The sequence below is a fragment of the Microcoleus sp. A006_D1 genome, assembly GCF_036702805.1.
Taxonomy (GTDB): domain Bacteria; phylum Cyanobacteriota; class Cyanobacteriia; order Cyanobacteriales; family Microcoleaceae; genus Microcoleus.
In genome coordinates, this window is record NZ_JAUBVZ010000018.1 from 29,576 (window position 1) to 50,230 (window position 20,655).

Annotated in this window: 22 protein-coding genes; 16 read left to right on the forward strand and 6 right to left on the reverse strand. The window is 43.3% G+C overall.

What is annotated here, in order from left to right:
* Window positions 1-110: 110 nt before the first annotated feature.
* On the reverse strand, window positions 111-491 hold the full coding sequence (locus QUB68_RS24530; RefSeq protein ID WP_332997344.1) for a hypothetical protein: 381 nt from the start codon (window positions 489-491) through the stop codon (window positions 111-113).
* Between the two features lie 484 nt (window positions 492-975).
* Here QUB68_RS24530 and QUB68_RS24535 point away from each other — a divergent pair, with 484 nt between their 5' ends.
* Together QUB68_RS24535 and QUB68_RS24540 are read left to right on the forward strand one after the other, a co-directional pair.
* Window positions 976-1,371 carry a nuclease A inhibitor family protein gene (locus QUB68_RS24535; RefSeq protein ID WP_332997346.1) on the forward strand — a complete coding sequence of 132 codons (396 nt, stop codon included), beginning with the start codon at window positions 976-978 and terminating at the stop codon, window positions 1,369-1,371.
* A gap of 100 nt (window positions 1,372-1,471) precedes the next feature.
* Window positions 1,472-1,642, forward strand: coding sequence for a LysM peptidoglycan-binding domain-containing protein (locus tag QUB68_RS24540; RefSeq protein WP_332997347.1), 171 nt, complete (start codon window positions 1,472-1,474; stop codon window positions 1,640-1,642).
* A 3-nt stretch (window positions 1,643-1,645) separates the two neighbouring features.
* On the opposite strand, the gene QUB68_RS24545 is transcribed toward QUB68_RS24540, so the two are convergent.
* The 3 genes from QUB68_RS24545 to QUB68_RS24555 form a co-directional block, all read right to left on the reverse strand.
* Window positions 1,646-2,548: a DNA/RNA non-specific endonuclease gene (locus tag QUB68_RS24545; RefSeq protein WP_332997349.1), complete on the reverse strand. Its 903-nt coding sequence runs from the start codon at window positions 2,546-2,548 to the stop codon at window positions 1,646-1,648.
* Between the two features lie 151 nt (window positions 2,549-2,699).
* A complete protein-coding gene (locus QUB68_RS24550) occupies window positions 2,700-2,951 on the reverse strand; it encodes a CopG family transcriptional regulator (RefSeq protein ID WP_332997350.1) in 252 nt (83 codons plus the stop codon).
* Window positions 2,948-3,538, reverse strand: coding sequence for a ParA family protein (locus QUB68_RS24555; RefSeq protein ID WP_332997352.1), 591 nt, complete (start codon window positions 3,536-3,538; stop codon window positions 2,948-2,950). The genes QUB68_RS24550 and QUB68_RS24555 overlap by 4 nt, the downstream gene beginning before the upstream one ends.
* A 665-nt stretch (window positions 3,539-4,203) precedes the next feature.
* Between QUB68_RS24555 and QUB68_RS24560 the strand changes: the two genes are divergently transcribed.
* Entirely contained in the window at window positions 4,204-4,575 is a 372-nt protein-coding gene (locus QUB68_RS24560) for a hypothetical protein (RefSeq protein ID WP_332997354.1), read from the forward strand.
* A gap of 138 nt (window positions 4,576-4,713) precedes the next feature.
* On the opposite strand, the gene QUB68_RS24565 is transcribed toward QUB68_RS24560, so the two are convergent.
* Window positions 4,714-5,199 carry a hypothetical protein gene (locus tag QUB68_RS24565; RefSeq protein WP_332997356.1) on the reverse strand — a complete coding sequence of 162 codons (486 nt, stop codon included), beginning with the start codon at window positions 5,197-5,199 and terminating at the stop codon, window positions 4,714-4,716.
* 627 nt (window positions 5,200-5,826) lie between these two features.
* Here QUB68_RS24565 and QUB68_RS24570 point away from each other — a divergent pair.
* Both QUB68_RS24570 and QUB68_RS24575 read left to right on the forward strand, forming a co-directional pair.
* Window positions 5,827-9,108, forward strand: a complete 3,282-nt coding sequence (locus QUB68_RS24570; RefSeq protein ID WP_332997358.1) for an Eco57I restriction-modification methylase domain-containing protein — start codon at window positions 5,827-5,829, stop codon at window positions 9,106-9,108.
* A gap of 2 nt (window positions 9,109-9,110) precedes the next feature.
* Window positions 9,111-12,380, forward strand: a complete 3,270-nt coding sequence (locus QUB68_RS24575; protein WP_332997360.1) for a helicase-related protein — start codon at window positions 9,111-9,113, stop codon at window positions 12,378-12,380.
* Between the two features lie 116 nt (window positions 12,381-12,496).
* Here the strand turns inward: QUB68_RS24575 and QUB68_RS24580 are convergent, their stop codons facing one another.
* Window positions 12,497-12,667, reverse strand: a complete 171-nt coding sequence (locus QUB68_RS24580) for a hypothetical protein (protein WP_332997362.1) — start codon at window positions 12,665-12,667, stop codon at window positions 12,497-12,499.
* 434 nt (window positions 12,668-13,101) lie between these two features.
* On the opposite strand from QUB68_RS24580, the gene QUB68_RS24585 reads away from it, so the two are divergent.
* The 11 genes from QUB68_RS24585 (at window position 13,102) to QUB68_RS24635 (ending at window position 20,651) form a co-directional block, all read left to right on the forward strand.
* Window positions 13,102-13,896 carry a hypothetical protein gene (locus tag QUB68_RS24585; RefSeq protein ID WP_332997364.1) on the forward strand — a complete coding sequence of 265 codons (795 nt, stop codon included), beginning with the start codon at window positions 13,102-13,104 and terminating at the stop codon, window positions 13,894-13,896.
* A 7-nt stretch (window positions 13,897-13,903) separates the two neighbouring features.
* Entirely contained in the window at window positions 13,904-14,515 is a 612-nt protein-coding gene (locus QUB68_RS24590; RefSeq protein WP_332997365.1) for a hypothetical protein, read from the forward strand.
* 114 nt (window positions 14,516-14,629) lie between these two features.
* A complete protein-coding gene (locus tag QUB68_RS24595; RefSeq protein ID WP_332997367.1) occupies window positions 14,630-15,130 on the forward strand; it encodes a hypothetical protein in 501 nt (166 codons plus the stop codon).
* Window positions 15,131-15,167: 37 nt separating this feature from the next.
* Window positions 15,168-15,584: a lysozyme inhibitor LprI family protein gene (locus QUB68_RS24600; RefSeq protein ID WP_332997369.1), complete on the forward strand. Its 417-nt coding sequence runs from the start codon at window positions 15,168-15,170 to the stop codon at window positions 15,582-15,584.
* Between the two features lie 13 nt (window positions 15,585-15,597).
* Window positions 15,598-16,161, forward strand: a complete 564-nt coding sequence (locus QUB68_RS24605) for a hypothetical protein (RefSeq protein WP_332997371.1) — start codon at window positions 15,598-15,600, stop codon at window positions 16,159-16,161.
* 50 nt (window positions 16,162-16,211) lie between these two features.
* Window positions 16,212-16,907 carry a hypothetical protein gene (locus QUB68_RS24610; protein WP_332997373.1) on the forward strand — a complete coding sequence of 232 codons (696 nt, stop codon included), beginning with the start codon at window positions 16,212-16,214 and terminating at the stop codon, window positions 16,905-16,907.
* Window positions 16,908-16,930: 23 nt separating this feature from the next.
* Window positions 16,931-17,590, forward strand: coding sequence for a hypothetical protein (locus tag QUB68_RS24615; RefSeq protein WP_332997375.1), 660 nt, complete (start codon window positions 16,931-16,933; stop codon window positions 17,588-17,590).
* 75 nt (window positions 17,591-17,665) lie between these two features.
* A complete protein-coding gene (locus QUB68_RS24620; protein ID WP_332997377.1) occupies window positions 17,666-18,292 on the forward strand; it encodes a hypothetical protein in 627 nt (208 codons plus the stop codon).
* A gap of 44 nt (window positions 18,293-18,336) precedes the next feature.
* Window positions 18,337-18,915 carry a hypothetical protein gene (locus QUB68_RS24625; RefSeq protein WP_332997379.1) on the forward strand — a complete coding sequence of 193 codons (579 nt, stop codon included), beginning with the start codon at window positions 18,337-18,339 and terminating at the stop codon, window positions 18,913-18,915.
* Between the two features lie 6 nt (window positions 18,916-18,921).
* Window positions 18,922-19,623, forward strand: a complete 702-nt coding sequence (locus tag QUB68_RS24630) for a hypothetical protein (RefSeq protein ID WP_332997381.1) — start codon at window positions 18,922-18,924, stop codon at window positions 19,621-19,623.
* A gap of 14 nt (window positions 19,624-19,637) precedes the next feature.
* Entirely contained in the window at window positions 19,638-20,651 is a 1,014-nt protein-coding gene (locus QUB68_RS24635) for a hypothetical protein (protein ID WP_332997383.1), read from the forward strand.
* Window positions 20,652-20,655 lie beyond the last annotated feature (4 nt).

Consider the following 20,655-nt stretch of genomic DNA (forward strand, 5'->3'; position numbering starts at 1 on the left):
AACATCGCTGGTGCGGAGTAGTTTCTCACTATTCAATAGACATCTCCAGAAATTAACTTTCACTCTATACGCAATAAGGCTTTCAGGTGAATTATTGGAAATGTCTAATGTTAGAAGAATGAACGCAAATTCTCAAGGCAGTTAGATACACAACTAGGTTCTGTGTTCTGGGACAAGAGACAAACTGCTTTACATAAGTCTTGACCGGGATCTTCTAACGCACTTAACAATACGCTGGGAATTATTTCCTGAAGTTGAATTCCTTCTGAGTTAGTCAAAGAATCTACGACTTCAAACTGAAAATTACTTAATAGCTCATCCAGGGGATTAGATAGAGCATTTTCAGTGGTAGGGGTGCTATTGGAGAAACTCTCTAATAAATCTTTACTAGCTACTCTGAGTTTTAAAACCGATTTAATCCACTTTTTTGCTGAGCTTTTTTGCTCCAACGAGAAGTTGTTCCATCCAGGAAATAAAACTTGCTGAGTCATTATGTTGCCTGATAAGTGTTGACACAAAAAGAAATGTAAGGAATGTCCATAGTCTCAAATTGCAGTTGAGTGACTAGATACCTGCGAAAGTGAATTCAAGGAATTTTCGTTGCCTGCCCCAAAGACAGTTTAACCGAAACCGCCGAGAGCAACGAGCAACTGACCAATCCCAAGCTATTTTTGATAATTCACAAGTCGCAGCATCTCCTCAAAAGCTGTTCGAGCGATCGCATCACGATCGTTCGGGCGTGAGGTAAAACTCTTGCATACATAAAACTTTGACCGCCTCTACTCATTTACGGGAGTATGGTTGCGACATCAGGACGGTTTAAGAAGATTTGCGCTAGACATAGGAACGTACAGACAACGATGCTTTAGACTGGTGAAAGGTCATTCCGCAAGCGTTGATGGATGCGTTCGTCTTAATTGTCAACCATCCCTAAAGTTTCTAAGTTGCCTTGTTTTCAGCTAACTAACAACCACCATGACCGACTCGATCGCCACCCAACTCAAACAAGCTTCCGAGGGTTTATTCTTCCTCAGCGAAACCGACGCGCCCTTTGAAGTCATTCATTGGCAGGCACAGGGAGAACTCACCCCGGCGAAGCTGCTGCAACTCACCGAACATCCACCCGATGCTCCCGTAGAAGTGGTAAGCGTTGACGAATTCTTTGAGGTCAGCACCGTTGATGAGGATTGGCACGACCAGGATGAACGGGAAACGGCGCAGCGCTTTCAGAACTTGGTTAGCATCCTCAAGCAAAACTTATCGCAGTTGCAGGTTTACCGAGTGGGCAGCGTTGAGATTGATGCTTATATTGTGGGGGTGACGGATAGTGGTGATTGGGCTGGGTTGGCGACAAAGCTGGTAGAGACTTAACAGTTTTCAGTCTCAAGGTAGAGAAAAAAGCTACGGTAAATGGGGAAACTGAAATAGTGTTTTTTCACTAAATAATGGTTTAGTCAACCAAGAGGAATGTATGGCTCAATCTTACACAGTCAAAGAAGGCGATACGCTTTACGACATTGCCGAACAGTTTTATGGCGACGGCAACGAATGGGACAAGATTTATCAAGCAAACCAAGAAGTTATTGGAGATAACCCCGATTTAATTGAACCCGGACAGGAATTAACAATTCCTGACAAATAATTTTTACTGGCTGTCAATCTGGCTCTCAATGACTTGCTGAACCTGTGGCGACACATTAGATAAGAAATTCAGCCCCGTCTCTCGTTCAACTCTTGCCACCGAAACTCGAAAACTTTTCCATCCCCTACCCTTGACGGTGGCATCGTTGGGCATCTCCACAGCGATCGTCCTGGTGTTTGCTGTAACTCCCGACAGTCCCAGCCCTGGTCTATCCAAAACTACGATGACTTTCCAAGTCTTTGCCGGCACTACAATCTTTTCCTTTTTGCCGATACTTCCCTTGCTTCCCACGGGCCCGGCAACGATGTAAAGTTCTTTGCCGCTCTGCACCAACTCCCGACAATACTCTTCCAAGTCACCCCACACGCCCCGATTCAACTCTGGCGATTGCGGCATCATATTGGACATCAGGAAAGTGCTGCTGTTATCCGCTTCGTTGCGAGTGCGATCGGCGCTTGGTGCGATGTGTCCCCGGTCGTAGCCGCTACCTGTGTAATCAGTGGGTCGCACTTTGTACCAAGTAGCAGGGAGTGCGTTGTCGGGGCGGAAGTTGTCTTGGCGATCGGCTACCCCAATCCAAGAACGATTCAGTTGCCACGAAACCCAGTTAGCCGTGTGCGTTTTGTTGTTGTAGGAGAGCACGTACTGCGGCTTCACCATCAAATAGTTGTCAGTGCTGGCTGCGTTGGATGCGGCGTTGCTCGGATTCCCCAGGAGCAAATTGGGATTGTTGGTTGCCGAAGCTACGGGATTCTGCGCTGCGGGTGTGGGTTTCTGTCTCGGCTTTTCGACCCCTGGTTTAGGAGAAACTCGCGGCAGTGAAGATGGCGGGGCTGATGTCAGATTGCAGCTAGCAACTATCCCCAGAATCGCCAGCGTCGCCCCCAACTGCCATATTTTCTTCATCCTTCGCCGCTCCCTTGCAAGTCCAGTGCTAGCTTACCAACAACAGTACGCTTGCCTCAAAAATGCAGCGATTGACGGGAGAAGCAACCGCCGCAGATCAGAGAGAAAGTTCACAGCATCCAAACGTCCAAACGTCCAAGTATTTAAACGCTTAGATGCTTTTGTCGGTACTAAGTTGCTGGAGGTATTGAGCGACGGACTTTTCAACCAGCTCGCTGATTTCTTCACCTGACTGTGCAGCAGCAGATTTGAGGTCGCGGTGCATTTGTTTAGGCAGGTAAACAGTAGCGCGGACAAAGTTTGGGTCTTTGCTTTTGGGTAATGCGGGTGCGGGTGTGGGGGTGATGTCGGGTTCCCCAGGTTTGAGCTTCTTGGCTTTCAGTAAATCGTCAAAGCGGCTCACGGCAGTATCTCCTTGCCTACAGCGGCATAGCAACCCCAAGCAGCTTTTGCATAGGCATCTTTGACAGCACTTACGGGAACCCCGGCGAGGGCTGCTTTTTGAAATACTGCCAGCCGCCTTACCTCAGCTTTGAATATGGGCAACTCAGCTTTCTCGATCGTTCTCCGAGACTCTATCCCAACTTTGCTGGGAAGAGGCGGGATGAGGGTGAGCAAAATGCGGTAATTCGATTTGAGGGAATGCAAAGCTTCCACCATTTGCACCATCGCTGTGAGCGCCATCGCATCGGGAGAACTCGGCAAGATTAGCAAGTCGCACCCTTCAGCTACAGTTTTGAGTTCGTCAGGGTCGGGTCGGGCCGGCGTGTCTATGACGATGTGGTCGTAATCTCTGGCAAACCGCACACCTTGCTTTTCATCCACTACTTTGAATGGTAGGGAACCCCGCGCTGCCCAATCTAAAGCACTGCGATTGAGGTCGCCGTCTACCAACAGAGTAGGTGCTTTGGTTTGCAGGTAAGCCGCTAAGTGCAGCGCTGTAGTTGTCTTGCCGACTCCGCCCTTGAATGAGGCGATTGTCACGATCATAAGTGTACCGATACGTTGATTAACTGAATTTTACCGCTAAATCATCTAAATGTCCAGATGTCTGAATGATTGAATGTTTTAAAATGGTGCTATATCTTGCCAGTTATGAGTCGGGTTGGCTCGGTAAATTAACGATAACAACGTAGCGCTCGGTTGCGGGCAATTGGAGGCGGTGGAGCTTCCTAAAAATCAAGCTGTTGCTGCACTGCAAGAGTTCGCTCCCCCATGTGCTCTCTCGAATGGCGTGATACTGTCAACGGCCATCACCTGTGGTTTATTTAATCATCTAAACGTCTAGATGTCTGACTGAATAATTAAGAGCAGCCGATGCGGTGAGACTCATCAAACAAGCTCAATCAGTAAGGCAAGGCCCGCCCCAGGCGTTGATGTTTCTCAGCCGTGCGGTGAAAGGAACGAAGCTCAAAACCGAAGCAATGGAGCTGTTGGGGAAACTTGCACCTACCATCAAACCGTGCTCAAATCGGTGATTTACCAAAAACAAGTGATTGCTGATTCTTCAGGTCAAGCAGCTATGGTGTGGCACTTGAGCGGTCAATCGGCTAAAGATTCCGGGAAAAAGTACGGCCGACTGTTTAAGGAAATCATGGGAGCGTTATTATGGGTGCCAAGAAACGCAAACCCGGGCGACAGCGCCCTCGAAGCATTTGTCTTCGATAGCCAAGGAAGCTGCACCAGCACTACCAGAACCAGAAGTTGTATCGCCTGCACCAACACCCACAGCATCATCAATAGGGGAAACACCACCAACACCAGAAGCATCAGCAGCATCAGCAGCACCAGCAGCACCAGAAGCATCAGCAGCATCAGCAGCAGAACCAGTCCCCGTTCCATCCAAGGAGAGCAGTCTGACTCACCGACTCCAAGCACCCGACAAAGAAGCGACGGTCAGGTTTACGGTGGATATGTCCGAATCCCTGCACCGTAAACTGTCGATGTTGGCAGCCAGGACGGGGCGCAAGAAAGTGGATATTGTGCGGATGTTGCTAGAGGATGGGCTCAAGGATGTAGAAGTGTAGGGCGATCGCCATTGCCACTGATCGCTTTGTAACATCACTTTTTTTATCAAAGCGATTGGCGTTTCGGCTTTCATATTGCGATCGTCAATTTGTCAGAGTTCCTGGATCGCCCGCTGTCGATATTAGTCGCTCCCCACCTCAATCTTGATTGGGATGGTAAAAGTTGCCCTTCTTGTGCCATGCTCTGGAACCTGGATCTCGCCGCTTGCTCCATTCAACAAAGGAATTAGTGCCCTTAGCAGCAGCACTTTCAATAGTTTCGGCACTTACTCCCAGCCGTTTTGCTAGTTCAGCAGCTTTCAGGGGGCGCAGCGTTATTGGAGTGTGTTCTGTTCCCAAGTTTTTGGGAGAACTTTTCTTGAATTGGCGTGGAATTCCTGCTGTTTCCAAGGCTGCGACTCGTCCCTGTAAATCGGCGATTTCCGATCGCAGTTGCGCGAAAGTTTCCCTGGTTTCGGCAGCTACCGTTTCGGCAGAGAGCGCTGGGGCTGCTTCAAAGAATTGCTTGATGATTTTGGCAAGCGCGGCACTTTCCGTTAGAGACTGCTCTGCCATGTAGTCGCGTAACTTTTGGTGCTGGTTTGGCGGCAAGTACCCCACAATTCTGATGTTCTTGGTTCCCATGAAAACTCTGGTTTGGGATGTTTATTCAAACTGAACCCGCACTATTTTTCTGAGATAGAACCGAATCGGCTGGTCGATAACTCATTGCGGGCCCTCGCTGGCAGAGCGGAATATGCCGTGGGTGTGCCTTAAAAGCATACTCAAAATAAGTGTGGCATCTCGACAACGCAAGATAAGCCGATATAGTAGCATTTTATAGCACAAAATAACATACTCATATCCTAGCTGCGAAGAATATCTGGAGCAATCCGACCAATTCGCTCGCGATCGAACAAACTTAAATTTCATTTACAGCAAGCAATTCCGGCTATTCTGAAGCACAATTTAGCTGGAAGTGCTGTATCAAGGGCTTTGGGGATTATTTGATTGATTTGGCTGCTGTGCCCCAGGCGTTGGATGTGAAGATAGCGCTGAGGTTTTGAGCCAATAACTCAGCCTCGGTTCTGCGTGTGGTTACAAAATTTTACGTTGTGTCCTATTTGCCTGTATCTGGGCTATAGCCGAACAAACGATGAAATTGGCGATCGCACTAATGCGCTTGGTGTTGCAAATTGTTACAGATCCATGTAGTGTGTAATTTAAAAATCAGCATTAAAACAGACAGTGAGACGAAAGGAATAAGGCATTATGGCAGAGCGGTTATTGCAACTTGACGATTTACGAACGATAGATAGCCCGGAAAGGATAGCATCTATGTTTCGGAAATTGGGCTATGTTGCCGAAGCTCAACCGTTTTATATAGAAGACCTCCAGCTATCGGCTAGGAATGCTGAAGCAATTTCTCAAACATACCTCATAGCTAACCAGGGAAATGCTGCACTTCAAGTTTTACTGTTTCAGCTAAATCCTAATGAGTGGGTTTCTCCCAGCACAGCCAGCACTCGGATGAAAGCGATCGCGTCTCAATTGGGCAGAAGTGCTACCGAATTTTTGCTGTTGGCAACGAAAGATTACAACCAACTGATGCTGGTCAATCCCCGCAAAACCTTTGACGAGAAGATGAATGTCAAAGCCAGCATCCGTAAACTATTAATCGATCGCACGAATCCCACCGCCTACGACCGCGATCGATTAGAAGCCATTGCCGCTAAAAATCAGGCTCCTTTGGCACTGTATAAGACTCAGTGCGAAGCGTTTGACGTTGAAAAACTGACCAAACAGTTCTATCGCGGTTACAAAGAGCTATTTGACAAGGTGCAGGCTGCTGTCAAGAAACACAACGTTCACCCCTACTTTAATCACTCAGACCGCCTCCACCAGTTTTCTCAGCGCTTGCTGGGGCGCGTCATGTTCCTCTACTTCCTGCAAAAGAAAGAATTTCTAGCAGGCGATCGTCGATTCCTTACCACCCAGTACCAGCGCCTCAAACCTAACCCAGACGATACGAACTATTACGCGGATGTGTTAGAACCCCTGTTTTTTGAAACTCTCAACACGCAACGTCCTAATTTTGAGTCACGTTGGGGCAAAATTCCCTATCTCAATGGCGGACTGTTTGACCGCGATTATGGCTCAGGTATTCGAGACGCAAGCGGACGGGAAACGCCAGAAAGCATCAACCTGCCAAATTCCTTGTTTGACCCTGGCAGTAGTGATGGCATTCTGGGATTCTTTAATGGCTACAACTTCACCGTTTCTGAGAACGTTGCTGGTGATGAAGATGTGGCAGTTGACCCGGAAATGTTGGGCAAAGTGTTTGAGAATATGCTGGTGGCTGAGGAACGAGGAAAATCAGGCACGTTCTACACTCCCAGAGGCATTGTCCAGTTTATGTGCGCTGAGGTGCTGACTCGCTACTTGGCTGATGAGTCACAGATGGACTTAGAGACAATTCACCATCTGATTGAGCTTGACCCGGATTTGCCCGATGCTGAGTTTAATAAGTTGATGACTCCGCAGCAGGCGAAAACCCTCAAACAAGCACTCGAAACTCTCAAAGTGCTTGACCCCGCTGTAGGTTCCGGTGCTTTCCCGTTGGGCATGATGCAAACGATTTTGGCAGTAAGACAGGCGATCGCACGGCGGGAGGGAATGAACGTACAACGCGGTAGCCTCACGATTAGCCAATGGAAACGCGATATTATCGCGAACAATCTCTATGGGGTTGATATTAAACCAGGGGCGATCGAGATTGCTAAGTTAAGAATGTGGTTGTCTTTGGTGGTGGACATTCCCAATATTGATGATGTGGAGCCACTGCCTAATCTGGACTACAAAATGATGTGCGGGGATAGTCTGATTAGCACGATTCATGGTGAACAGTTAATTCCCGACCCAACTAAGACACAACAGGGGATGTTGGCTGTTACTCCGATTCAGATAGCGATTCAACCACTACTAGATTTGCAGCATCGGTATTTTGATGCTCAAACAGAGGAACGTCATGAGTTGCGATCGCAGATTTTAACAGCCGAGGCTAATGTGTTTCGTGTCGCTGTGGCAGATCGTCGTCAATTTTGGGTAGGCAAGCAACGAGAGCTTGAGCGTAAGATTCAGACGATTAATGGCAAAGTTAGCAAGCCCCAGGAGAAAGAACGGGCTGAGATTTCAGCGAAGTTGGCAGAGTTGGATAAATTTGCGGTTGAGGTGGAAAGTGGGGAGCGATCGCCTAATTTCTTTCAGTATCATTTGCACTTTAGAGATGTGTTTGAGTCTAAAGGTGGGTTTGATGTGGTGATTGGGAATCCTCCTTATGTTAGACAGGAATCAATTAAGGAATTAAAACCCGCTTTACAGAAAGAATATGAGTGTTATACAGGGGTAGCTGATTTATTCGTTTACTTTTATGAACAGGGGTTTAACTTACTCAAATCTAAGGGGCATTTATCTTACATTACGTCTAACAAATACTTTCGTGCAGGGTATGGTGAGAAGCTGCGCCAATTTTTAGGGGAAAATTCACAAGTTCAGGTGTTGATTGATTTCGGTGATGCACCAGTATTTGAAGCGATCGCATATCCTAGCATTATTTTAGTCAATAAAAATAAACCAGATAATCATCAAGCTCGTGTATTGAATTGGGAAACTGGGAAAACTCTTGAAGAGTTTAATATGGTGTATAAAAGCCAAAGTTTTTATATGCCTCAGAAGGAATTAGGGACTGATGGATGGCGGTTAGGATCTCCTGCTGTGTTACGGTTAATGGACAAGTTGAGAGGTGCTGGTACACAGTTGGGTGAGTATGTGAATGGTGATATATACTATGGAATAAAATCGGGTCTAAATCAAGCTTTTGAAATAGATGAAGCAACCAAAGATGAACTTTTATCTGAAAATAGTAACTCCCAGGACATTATTAGACTTTGGCTCAGAGGACGCAATATAAAACGCTGGAATATTAATTATCCAAACACATATTTGATTTACACATATCATAAAATTAATATTAATAATTATCCAGCAATCTTTAAATATTTATTTCAGTATAAAAAAGAATTAGAGCAAAGATCCACGAGCAATTCTCATGCTTGGTATGAAATTCAACAACCTCAATATGTTTACTCTAGAAGCTTTGACAAACCTAAAATAGTCTTTCCAGATATTGAATCAAGTTCTTGTTTTACAATTGACAATGAAAATAGTTTTCCTGACACAACGGTTTTTGTTATTCCAAATGATAATAAATATCTTCTTGGTATTCTAAATTCAAAATTTGTACTCTTTTTTTATAGAAATATTAGTTCACAAGTTAGAGGAGGATCTCTTAGATATAAAACACAGTATGTTAAACAAATTCCCATACCTACCGCATCCGAAGCAGACAAAAAAATCATAGAAGCTCTAGTCCAAAAATGCCTTGATGCTAAAGGACAGGGTGTGGAGAAATGGGAAGCAGAGATAGATGAAATAGTGGCTCATTTATATGGGCTAACTGATGATGAAATGAAGATTATTAGAGGAGAGCAGTAGTTATGCCCCTACCCGACTACATCGACAACGATCGCCACAAACTCGAAGGCATCTTACGAGAAATAATTCTGGACGATCGCCAAACCGAGCTAGATATTGCCACAGGTTTCTTTCGGATAGAAGCATGGATAAGGCTCGAAGAACCTCTTAACAACCTCACAAACTTACGGTTACTGATAGGGCGCGACCCCACGATATTGCCAGCCGAACGCAGTCAAATCGACCTCAAAAAGTTCTTTCGCCGTGATATGCAAGGGCAGTTAGAGCAGGGTAATTTCAATCTGGCATACAAACAACAGATAGATCGCATCATAACCTATCTCAAACAAGAACATATCCAAGTAAGGCTGTACGGTGTCAATGGCGATAAAGTCTCATTTCTCCATGCCAAGGCTTATATTTTTGATGACTACAGCATCATTGGCTCTAGTAACTTCACCCCGTCAGGACTAGACGGAAACACCGAGCTAAACGTCCTGATAAAACAGAGTGCGATCGCTCACGATCTGAGACATAACTGGTTTGAGAAGTTCTGGAATGACCGCAGTGTAGACTTAGACTACAAAGACAAACTAATCCAGACCCTAGAGTCATCCAAGTTTGGGAGTAAAGCATACACACCGTATCAGGTATTTGTTAAAGCTCTGTACGAACTATTTAAGAATGAAACGCAGAGCGAAGGGAGCGATCGGACAACCTTAGAACTAGCAAGTTTTCAACAACAAGGGTTTGAGCAAGCAGTCAGGTTAATCGATCGCCATAATGCTTGTATGGTGGCTGATGCAGTGGGTTTAGGTAAAACGTATATCGGGTTGAGACTGATCGAACATTACCTACAGAAAGAACGCAGTCCTGGTTATGTACCCCGTGCTCTTGTGATTTGTCCTGCTCAGTTGCGAGATTTAGTATGGATTAAGAAACTAGATGAGTATGGTATTAAAGCAGATATCGTTTCTCAGGAAGAATTGGGGCGAAAAACCTTTGATATTAGACGCTTTACTAAACACGACATCATCGTTATTGATGAGTCCCACAATTTCCGTAATTCTGGGACTAACCGCTATATTAATCTTCAGAAGCTAATTGGTACAGGTAAACGTAGCAAGAAAATCGTGCTATTGACAGCAACACCAATCAATAACACTGTCTTTGACCTTTATCACCAAATGCTGCTCATGGCGCGTAATACTCCAACGTATTATCGCGAATGGGGTATCAGCAACCTTACCAGTTACTTTAAAGCTTTAAATCAAGGCAAAATCGAAATTACAGAACTGCTGATGCAGACAATGGTGAGGCGATCGCGCTTGGATGTCATCAAACGTCAGCAAGCCGGGGAACAAATCTTTATTAGTGGCAAAGAGATTCATTTTCCTACCCGTCAATTAGAAAACTTTACCTATAACTTTGAAGACATTTATGAAGGACTCTATGCCGGGATAGCTGACCAAATCGATTCTTTAAACTTAGCACCGTACAATATCAAGTCATTTAAACGTAAAATAGACAAAGATGATGAGAAAGAAGTTAAGAGAAATGAGGCACTAGCTGCCCTAATGAAGTCCCTATGGTTAAAGCGCTTAGAAAGTTCGTTAGTTGCCTTTGAATCCAGTATGATTAGACAGCAAAGGTTTCAAACTGAGTTTAATACTTGCTTGCAAAGTGGTAAACTGTTAACCACCGATAAGTTTCGTAAAATAATCGCTGCTGAAGAAGAAGAAGAGGAAAATATCTCGATTACAGAAATAGTGAACTCTCTTGAAGAAGTTAATCAAAAAGAATACGATGTTCCTCAACTTAAAAAACAAATCTCTCAAGATTTTCAGAACCTAGAAGATATTATCGAAAAATTACGAAACATTCGCGAAGCAGTGGCAGAGGGCAAAGAAAACGATCTAAAGTTAGTAGCATTCAAGAATTTACTACAACAGCAGTTACAGAGTAAAAAAACTCTAGTATTTAGCTATTTTAAAGATACCGCTAATTATTTGTACCAAGAAGTTATCAAGGATGAGGCATGGTTAGTGGCTATGGGCAATCCGGCGATCGATATCATCACTGGTGCAACGTCTGGCAAAATGCGGGAAGATAAAGTCAAGCGCTTTGCTCCCAAAGCTAACTGTGATAATGAAGAAGACAGGGAGGAGTGTGCAAACAACCCTATTGACATTCTAATTTGTACTGACGTGCTATCGGAAGGGCAAAATCTACAAGATGCAGGAGTGCTAGTAAATTACGATTTACACTGGAACCCAGTTCGCATGATTCAACGGGCGGGACGTATTGACCGTTTGGGTACTAATTTTGAAGAATTATTTATCTACAACTGTTTCCCAGAGGAAGGTTTAGAAAAGCTGTTAGGCTTGGTGAAGCGATTGCAACAACGGATAGCTACAATCGATCGCGAAGTTGGTTTAGATGGTAGCGTTCTAGGGGAAACCATTTCAGACAAGTCAATTGAAGAGTTACGCAAACTTAAGCAAGCCGACACCGACGCGGAGAAAGCAGCCATTCTGGAAGAGTTAGAGCAAGCCGTCGAACTAATTTCCCTAGATGAGATGCGTTTCCCCTTGTTAGAGTTTCTTACCCAAAAAAGCAGAGAACTGATTGAAGAAATCCCGATGGGAATCCATAGCACTCGCAAGGATGGGATTAATGGCATATTTCTAGCTTTTAGTGCCAAAGACCGCACTATATGGCATTTCTACCCACGCATTAAGGGTGCGATACTTACTGACCGAAACTCAACTTATAAAGATTTAATGATTACTGAAAAGCGCCGAATCTTCAAAATGATTCAGTGCAAAGAAACTGATTATCCCAATCCTGATGATTTACCACCCGTTCAGTTTGATAATGCAATCTTTGCTATTTTGCCCGGTGCCGTAAATAATTTAATTGAAGACTTCAAAAAACAGCAATCTAGCAGTTTGTTAAAGCCCAGATTATCAAAATTATTGCATAGCATCTACACAGCATTAACACAAAGTGAATCAGCAAATAATGATGAATCAGAAATAGATGCTAAACAGCGTGTTGTGAGAATTATTACCTCTGTTGATAACCTGAAAACTTTTGAGAAAGAAATTAAAGTGTTTTGGGATGGATTTGTGGAGGATAGAAACTTAACCAATCTAGTTACAGAGCTTGATGAATATTTTATTGAGAAGGAAATAGGGCAGGATATTGAAGATGATGAGCAAACTACTTTGGATATCATCAAAAAGGAGGATGTACAGCTTGTCTGCTATGAATGGTTTAAGTCAAGTTGACATAAGCTATATCGAAACTTTTGTGCCAGAGCTATATCGAAACTTTTGTGCCAGCGATCGCGCCACATCTTTCAAAAACGCACCGCTATTAGTTCAGAGCGATCGCGCCACATCTTTCAAAATCGCGCCACATCTTTCAAAAACGCACCGCTATGCTTTTTGAGTTCTGAGCGATCCGCCACACCTTTCAAAAATGCACCGCTATGCTTTTTGAGTTCTGAGCGATCCGCCACACCTTTCAAAAACGCACCGCTATGCTTTTTGAGTTCAGAGCGATCGTATAGCAACCGCCAAGGTGATTAGCTAAGTTACTGAAACCTTAGTCCCTTGCTATAAAGTTACTGACGGCTGCTTGCTTGCCCACACAACAAAACCTAATGCCTGGGCTGCGTCACCTGCATTATTCTGGTGTCTGGCGATCGCTCTTTCCCCAACGTTCTCAGCAGACACAAGAACTGTGGAGTTGCAGTGAGTTAAATATTTTGAGAAACTGAAGCCTTCTCAACTCACAGCGATCGACATAACCCAACAAGCGATCGCTCGAATTAGCCCAGACTTGACTACTTTATATAAACTTTTGTAACAATACTCGATATTTTGCATAAAAGTAGCGGGTCAAGGCAGATAGATACATAAGAGGGTTCTGGGTATTGCAGCGTTGCAGTGTAGTAGCGTTGAGAGTTCGCTAGATCATGATATTTGAGTAAACAGGGAGGAAATGATGAAAAGTCGATCGATATTTAATGCAGCGGTGAGTTTGGCGGTGTTGGCGGCTAGTTCTTTATTTTTAGCTGAAGTTGCCCAAGCAGAAACCAAAAGTGCTGAATCTGGGAATGTGAAAGCAGAAGTTTCCTTGGGATCTAGGAATGGACTTTGTTGGCAAAATCCGCGACTGAGATTAGTTCGGAACGGTCAAACAGTTTTAAATGAAGATATATCGAAAAAAGAAATTGGTTACTGTTGGTTGTTGGGCCTTCAAGTTCGGGACTTAGATAAAGACAATGAACCAGAGATTATATTAGATGTATTTTCTGGCGGCGCTCACTGCTGCACCTCATCTCTGATTTACCGCTACAACGCTCGAACTCAAAAATATGCGGCGATCGCCCATCGTTGGGGCAACGGCGTAAGCTACAGCATTGAAGATATAAATCGAGACGGCACTGTAGAATTTGTTTTTAGGGACGATCGCTTTGCCTATAAGTTTGCATCTTTTGCGGGTTCGTATTATCCATTACAAATCTGGCGATACAGTCAGGGAAAAATGACAGATGTAACCCGCCGCTATCCCCAAGCAGTTAAAAACCATGCCGTTCAACTCTGGCAAAAATACATAACAACCAAAACTCAAATCGAGGAAAAAGGGATCTTAGCAGCATATTTAGCTGATAAATATTCCTTGGGGGAAGGTGAGGATGGGTGGCGACGATTGCGAGAAGTGTATCGAGAAAGCGATCGCCAGAAGTTTTTCAGTGACTTGCGAAAGTTTTTGCAAGAGACTGGGTACATTCGCTAAAAAGTTCTTGTTAGTACAAATTGGCAAATTTAATAAGAGGAAGAAAGAACAGATGAAAGGAAACTCAATTTTTAGTGTAGCGGTGAGTTTGGCGGTATTGGGCGTTGCTTCAGTATCAGTTTTGGCGCAGGGGCAATCGCTCAGGGCAAACCCACAGATATTGGAAGGGCGATCGCAAACAGTCGCTCAACAACCAAAATCTCAACTTATCACTTGGAGGGAATTTGTAGAACGGGGTGGCAGACGTTTTGTCAATTACGATTACGACTTACCACCCGAGCTTAGGAATGGCTATGTTTACATCAATGCAGGAGCCGATAATACTGGAGGTTATATCCTTAAACAAGGTTTATCTAGTTACCCACCAGTTAAACCGGGAATAAGAGAAATTGATTACGCTGTGGCAGAGAGGTATGTAAAATCTGGCAAAGCCATTAAGTTTAACTGGGGAGGTGGTGCCGGTGCTTATCAAACTTATGGAAAAGATACTGAAGTTAGATTTTTGCGAAACCCTGGTTGGGGATGCTTAAGACTTACTTGTTTAGAAGCTCCTTTTATGACCAACGAGCAAATTAGTCGTATTCTGCATTCTGAAAGAAAAATAAAACAGAAAAAGTGAGGTAAACATGAAAGTGCGATCGTTTCCTCTAAAAACAAGTAGCTAGAAGCCGAACTTACGAACAAAATATCTCAGAAAATAGAGAGTAAAAATGATGAAATATCGAGGTATGCCATGAACTATTTGATATTGGGATTAATCGCTCTTCCTTTGTTGTCCGTGAAGGCGATCGCACAACCAATTAGCTATCCTGTCGCCGATTCGGTTACGATTGCAGCTAACAACGCGCCTGAAAAGGCGATCGATGAGTCAACAGACTTTATTTTCTACAAATTGTACCCACAACTGAACAGCCGCAAAATCCGCTCTAACGAAACGCAGTACATCAAGGAATGGGCGGCTATCAAAAAAGTATTGGGTGATGGTAACTTGGTTTACCAGCGAGGATGTAACGTGAGATCGGAGTGGCGACTTTCCGAGTATGACGCTCCGGGGGTGATAGCGGGACCAATTTTACTATCCAGTACCGTATTGAACAAAGTAGCAGATGCAGTCTTTTATACTCGCTATCCAGAGTTAGGCTACCGCAAAATAAAACCCTCAGAAACTTCGTTAGCGTCGGAATGGTCGCAAATCCGGCGGGCAGTTAGTTGGGGAGATCCTTGTTTATACTGAGGCTGAATATTCTCTGCTACTTCAACGAGGAAAAATAATGAAAAAGCGATCGCTGTTTAGGTTGATAATAAGTTTAATATTCTTGAGTACCAGCAGTTCAGTAGTGTTTGGTCAAGGGCGATCGTCCTCTGCAAGCGAACCTGCTGTTTGCAACCAACCTCAAACTCAAACTGAAATAAGCAATTGTGCGGCTGCTCTTTATAAACAAGCAGATCGCCTACTTAATGAAGTCTACAAGCAAGTAATATCGAAGCTGAACCGACGCGAGCGAGAAAAACTGATTGACGAACAACTAGGATGGATTCGCCGTCGCGATCCAACTTGTAAAAACAAAGTTCTATCAACAAATAGGATAGATGAAAGAGGGAGTCTTTATCCAACTTATCTCAATGGTTGTTTGGAAACACTTACCCAACAACGTACAGCCGAGTTAGAGAAATACTTACAAAAATAAACCAGAACACTCAATGCTAAAAATAAACATTTTCACCAAATTATTCGCCTTGTTCATTGCCACAGCAGTAATTGTTTCTATGTGGGCAACCTCAGTCAATGCTCAGGTTCAACTAACAGAGCGATCGAAACTAGCAATTAATGGAATTGGGCCGATTAGAGTTGGCATGACCGTTGCTGAAGCATCACGGGCTGCGGGAGTTAGGTTGATCAAAAGCTATGCCCCTCCCAATGAAGAGTTTTGTTCCTATTTTAAGCCACAAGAACAGCCACAAGGGATTAACTTTATGGTAACAAAAGGTCGCATTGTTAGAATAGACATTAGTAATGAACAAATCACTACTATCAAAGGATTTAAAGTTGGTGATACTGAAGAACAAATTATTAAAGCATATCCGGGACAAATTAGAATCATCAAAAATCCGCTAAGCGGTCGAGGTAACAACTTGACATTTGTTCCACGAGATGCAGCGGATAGCAACTATCGTTTAATTTTTCAAACAGGCATTGAGGGGCGTGTTAGATATTTCAGGTCTGGTCAGCTTCCTCAAGTTGAGTACATAGAAGGTTGTTCGTAATGTGGCAAATAGTCTGTGTTTGATATATCAGTTGTAAAGGAGATAAAGAAATGATGAATAAAGGAAAAGAGTTTTTGATTGCTGCCGTGACTTTGACAGTTTTAGGCATTGGCTGTTTAGCTGAATCAAAGCACAGCATGGGGTTAGCAATGAAAACCGATAGCTTGCTGGTACCAGGATTACCCAGTCAGTTAAAAATAGCTCAGAGACAAAATCCATGTAAAAGAGGCTCCAGCGTTGCTCCGGCTCAAGAAACCAGAAAGATTAGAGAAGAGAAATTTCAATTTTCCTTCAATGTTCCCACTAACTATCGAACAGAAAAAAGGCAGGATGGTAAAAATTTGACGATAAGTTTACACAATCCTGCTGATGATGAATTCTTAGAATGTTGCCATAAAAATGATCCAATTGCTTGCGGCTATCAAACTTTACCTGTATTTATAAAAGTAGAGCCAGCTACACCTGCTACTCCTCTACTTCCTGAACTTAGTGTATTTATTAAGAGAATAGAACCTATTGTAAGAACTTCTATTGCTAAGCAAAAAGCTTTTATTTATGTTACCAAGTCTACGATGACAGGTAAAATAGATGCCGACAACGTAGAAACTTCTTTGTCAGCTAGTTTCCTTACCCCAGATAAGCGAAATAAAATTACTATTTCTACTTCTAAATATGGAGAAAAAATTAGTGCTGTGGAAGAGAAGGTATTTAACACAGTGATTTCATCATTTGCTTTTGTGAGATAATTGGATAAAGGATAGGAGAAATTATGAAAGGGCGATCGATTGTTGGTTTAATAGTTAACTTGATAATTTTGGGTATTTGCTCTTTGCCAGCTTTTGCACAGATACGGTCTGAGCGGTATCCAACAGATAGGGAAATACAGAGATTAATTGCAGAATTTCGTAATGATATTCCTAGTTTTCGACGTTCAAGTGACTTGGGAGGTGATTACCTTAAACATCCAAGACAAAAACAACTATTTGAGCAGGTAAAGTTATTTGAAAGAGCTTGGTCGCAAGTCGATCCAGCCGTAGCACCTTTTTTGGGTACTTGGAATGCTGGAGCACCTGATTGGAGCATTTATCCATCAACTACCAGAGGTCGTGTTTGCGTTATTTTCAATCAGCCTAGCCGTGGCGGTACACCCAACAATAGTTATTTTAGTTTAGGCTCTGTATCGAATGGTCAGCTCAGAATTAAAGGTGAAAGTTTTACAGGTGAAAGTTATAGGATTTTTATCAGAGAAAGTAATTACTTAGGAGGAATGAGTGTTATCGATAATAGACCAGGTATCTCTGCTTATGTTTGGAGAAGTCCACTGACGAATTTTATCCAGTCATCGATTACAGATTCGCAGAAGACTTCGAGGATAATTCAACAATTTAAGGCTGCCGGTTGTACCGTTTCTTTGCCAAGCCAACGATAGATATATGCTGTTGTACCATAAAAAATCAGGAAAAAGTGTATGAAATGGCGATCGCCCTGTAGCTTGATAATCAGCTTGACAATTATAACGATTGGTTCTTTATCAGTTTACGCACAATCTCAACGATATCCAACCAATGCAGAGATTCAGCAAATTCTCAGAGAATTTCAAAAACGAGCGTCCTCGCCACCTTACTCAAGAGAATGTTGCGGTGGAACCGAACGCGATACACGTACAACAGCCCAAAGACAGCCACTAGAATCTTTTGTAAAAGCTTGGTCGCAAGCAGCTCCAACTGTAGCGCCTTTCCTCGGTTGGTGGGTGAACAATGATGGCGAAATAGGCGTTTATCCTTCAAATATCAGGGGTCGTGTGTGCGTTATTCACGTTTCTCCTGGACTAGACTACAAGTTTAGTGTAGGTTCTATATCTAACAGGCAAATTAACCTCAGTCGTGATTTAGCTGGTTGGGTGCTTTTGAGTCAAAGAAATACGAGTGGCAATACTTTTTTATTAGTAGCTTCTGTTGGTAGCGATAACATAGCTACAGCCTCGCCTGGTTCTGCTATTTATACATATCCTGAACTTCCGCAAGCACCAACAAAGTTACCGCTATCGAAAGCTAGCCCACAAGAAAATTCTCGGATAGTTCGAGAATTCAATGCTGCTGGTTGTACGGTTTCTTTGCCAAAACAACGATAACTTAAGCTCTGGCTGAACCAATTAACTAAAAAATGAGGAGAAAAATGATGAAAGTGCGATCAATTCTTAGTGTAATGGCAACCTTGACAATCTTAGGGATTGGAGCTTTCATAAAGCCTCAATTTGTAAGTGCTGAACCAGCATCTATCTTTAGACCACTGCTCCGGGATATTCAACGTCAACTCCCTAGAGGTATGGTGATGCGATTGCCTGCTGCTATTCCCAACCCGCCAAGTGGCATACCTGGATACCGACCAACAATAATACCTTCTAACGATCGAGAAGGAGGATATTTTGGCATTGTATTAGTTACATCTAATTGCCCTGAAACACGTCTTGTAGCCGTATGCGATACGGGACGTATTATTGTTGAGAAACGTAATTCAAATACCAACCAGAGGCTTCGTGAAGATCAGCAACAAGGGAGTTCAATCAAACTCAAAACAGGAGTTCGTGGCTTTTATCGTTCTTATATTCAGCCTACCCGAGGACAAATGAATGAAATTTCATGGGAACAAGACGGTATGATTTTCAGAGTCATGTCTCGCTCAATGTCTCAAGAGCAAGTAATCAATGTTGCTATTTCGATGGCAAATGAATTGCCTATTAAGCCTACAAACTGAAAAATAATGAGAGGACGAATGAAAAGTCGATCGCTTTTAGGAGTTATACTCAGTTGCGCGGTGTTGGGAGTTTACTGTCTGACCAAACCACAAACTGCAAGTGCTGAACCAGCACCTATGTTTAGACCAATTCTCCGCGATATTCAAAACCAGCTTCCTAGAGGATGGGTAATGCGCCTGCCTTCAGCCGTTAACCTCAGTGACAATCTACTTTACTCACAAGTGAGAACTATTCCCGGAGAGTTTGCCGTCTTCTTAAATTCACAACCCAACTGCAAGGTTAGATTTTGTTACTTTGGAGTTATTGCGGTAGCGCAAAATTCAGCCTATGCTAACAATCTGCGTTCCAAACCCGTTTTTTCCCAACAGGATATCGCAAGAGTCAGGGCAATTAGACAGCGCGATTTTCAAACTTGGACGGAAGCCGATAAAAAATTACTCAGTCGCTCCGAGATGGCAGTGCTAGAAAGGACACATATCGCTTTAAAGCAAGGAATTGAGGGTCTTTTTATCGTTCAAGATGGGGCGGGTGCTTCTACCCCACCGAGGGCGAGTGTGATTTGGAAGCAAAACGGCTTAAATTATTGGGTAAGCATGATGGGAGTGGGATTCGATCGCAACGGCAAAGTTACGCAACGCGATCGGTCAAATTTGATTGACTTAGCTATTTCTATGGCTAGCGAACCTCCGATTCAAAGTGTTAAGTAAGTAGGTAAAAAGTTATGAAAAATAAATCGCTATTGAGTTTAATGGTAAGTTCTGTAATTGTCGGTGTCGGAGGATTTGCATCAATACCTGCAATTGCCGAACCCGATCCTGTCTTCAAACCAATTATCGGCGAGATTAGAAATAAACTCCCCAGCAACTTAGTCTTTCGGCTGCCCAGTCGTTTGCCTGAAGCTATTACTAGAAAGATGTCTCCCCAATTAACATTTGAGGCCAACAGCGAACGTGCTTATCTTGCCCTTGAAGACAAAGACTGCCCTCCACGCTTTAGTAGGGGAGGAAGAGGAACCAGAGGATACAATCTAGTTTGCCTGCGTTTCTCAGTTACCTCAAGCACTCTTGCATCAAAATATTATCAAGAAGATGGACAGCGAGGATCGAGGGCAACTGCCGTTCAACTATCGAGCAACGTGCGCGGCTACCATTTTCAAGGTGCTGATTGGAATACAGTATTGTGGGTTCAAGACAATACTTACTTCAAAATATACTCTGGAACTGTGCGTCGCAATGAATTAATTGAGGTTGCTCGTTCGATGGTAGCTAATTCTCAGGTAATCAGCGGGCGATCGCTTTTTCAGGTTACTCAACAACCAAAATCTCAGCTTATAACTTGGAAACAATTTGTAGAAGAGGGTGGGGGACACGAAATCCGTACTGATTATGACCTACCTAAAGAATTTAGGAATGGTTTCGTCTATTTTAATTATAGACGTAGCTCTATTGATGCTTACATTCTCAAGCAAGGTTTATCTAACTACCCACCTATAAAAGTTGGAATAGAGGAAATTGATTCAAATCTAGGCGAAAAGTATGTAAAATCTGGCAAAGCAATCAAGTTTTACTGGAACTTAGGGAACTCTGGTTTACAATATGCCAATGATACTCAAATTAGATTTACTGAAAAGGGAACTGGTTGCTTTAGGACTAATTGCTTAATAGCTCCTTTTATGACTAATGAGGAAATTAGTCGCATTCTGCGTTCTAAAAGAAGAATTGAACAGAAAAAATAAGGTA

What these genes read in the sequence shown, in the direction of transcription:
- QUB68_RS24530 (WP_332997344.1), bottom strand. Translation starts at nt 491, where the DNA reads ATGACTCAGCAAGTTTTATTTCCTGGATGGAACAACTTCTCGTTGGAG.
- QUB68_RS24535 (WP_332997346.1), top strand. Translation starts at nt 976, where the DNA reads ATGACCGACTCGATCGCCACCCAACTCAAACAAGCTTCCGAGGGTTTA.
- QUB68_RS24540 (WP_332997347.1), top strand. Translation starts at nt 1,472, where the DNA reads ATGGCTCAATCTTACACAGTCAAAGAAGGCGATACGCTTTACGACATT.
- QUB68_RS24545 (WP_332997349.1), bottom strand. Translation starts at nt 2,548, where the DNA reads ATGAAGAAAATATGGCAGTTGGGGGCGACGCTGGCGATTCTGGGGATA.
- QUB68_RS24555 (WP_332997352.1), bottom strand. Translation starts at nt 3,538, where the DNA reads ATGATCGTGACAATCGCCTCATTCAAGGGCGGAGTCGGCAAGACAACT.
- QUB68_RS24565 (WP_332997356.1), bottom strand. Translation starts at nt 5,199, where the DNA reads ATGGGAACCAAGAACATCAGAATTGTGGGGTACTTGCCGCCAAACCAG.
- QUB68_RS24570 (WP_332997358.1), top strand. Translation starts at nt 5,827, where the DNA reads ATGGCAGAGCGGTTATTGCAACTTGACGATTTACGAACGATAGATAGC.
- QUB68_RS24575 (WP_332997360.1), top strand. Translation starts at nt 9,111, where the DNA reads ATGCCCCTACCCGACTACATCGACAACGATCGCCACAAACTCGAAGGC.
- QUB68_RS24585 (WP_332997364.1), top strand. Translation starts at nt 13,102, where the DNA reads ATGAAAAGTCGATCGATATTTAATGCAGCGGTGAGTTTGGCGGTGTTG.
- QUB68_RS24595 (WP_332997367.1), top strand. Translation starts at nt 14,630, where the DNA reads ATGAACTATTTGATATTGGGATTAATCGCTCTTCCTTTGTTGTCCGTG.
- QUB68_RS24600 (WP_332997369.1), top strand. Translation starts at nt 15,168, where the DNA reads ATGAAAAAGCGATCGCTGTTTAGGTTGATAATAAGTTTAATATTCTTG.
- QUB68_RS24605 (WP_332997371.1), top strand. Translation starts at nt 15,598, where the DNA reads ATGCTAAAAATAAACATTTTCACCAAATTATTCGCCTTGTTCATTGCC.
- QUB68_RS24610 (WP_332997373.1), top strand. Translation starts at nt 16,212, where the DNA reads ATGATGAATAAAGGAAAAGAGTTTTTGATTGCTGCCGTGACTTTGACA.
- QUB68_RS24615 (WP_332997375.1), top strand. Translation starts at nt 16,931, where the DNA reads ATGAAAGGGCGATCGATTGTTGGTTTAATAGTTAACTTGATAATTTTG.
- QUB68_RS24625 (WP_332997379.1), top strand. Translation starts at nt 18,337, where the DNA reads ATGATGAAAGTGCGATCAATTCTTAGTGTAATGGCAACCTTGACAATC.
- QUB68_RS24630 (WP_332997381.1), top strand. Translation starts at nt 18,922, where the DNA reads ATGAGAGGACGAATGAAAAGTCGATCGCTTTTAGGAGTTATACTCAGT.
- QUB68_RS24635 (WP_332997383.1), top strand. Translation starts at nt 19,638, where the DNA reads ATGAAAAATAAATCGCTATTGAGTTTAATGGTAAGTTCTGTAATTGTC.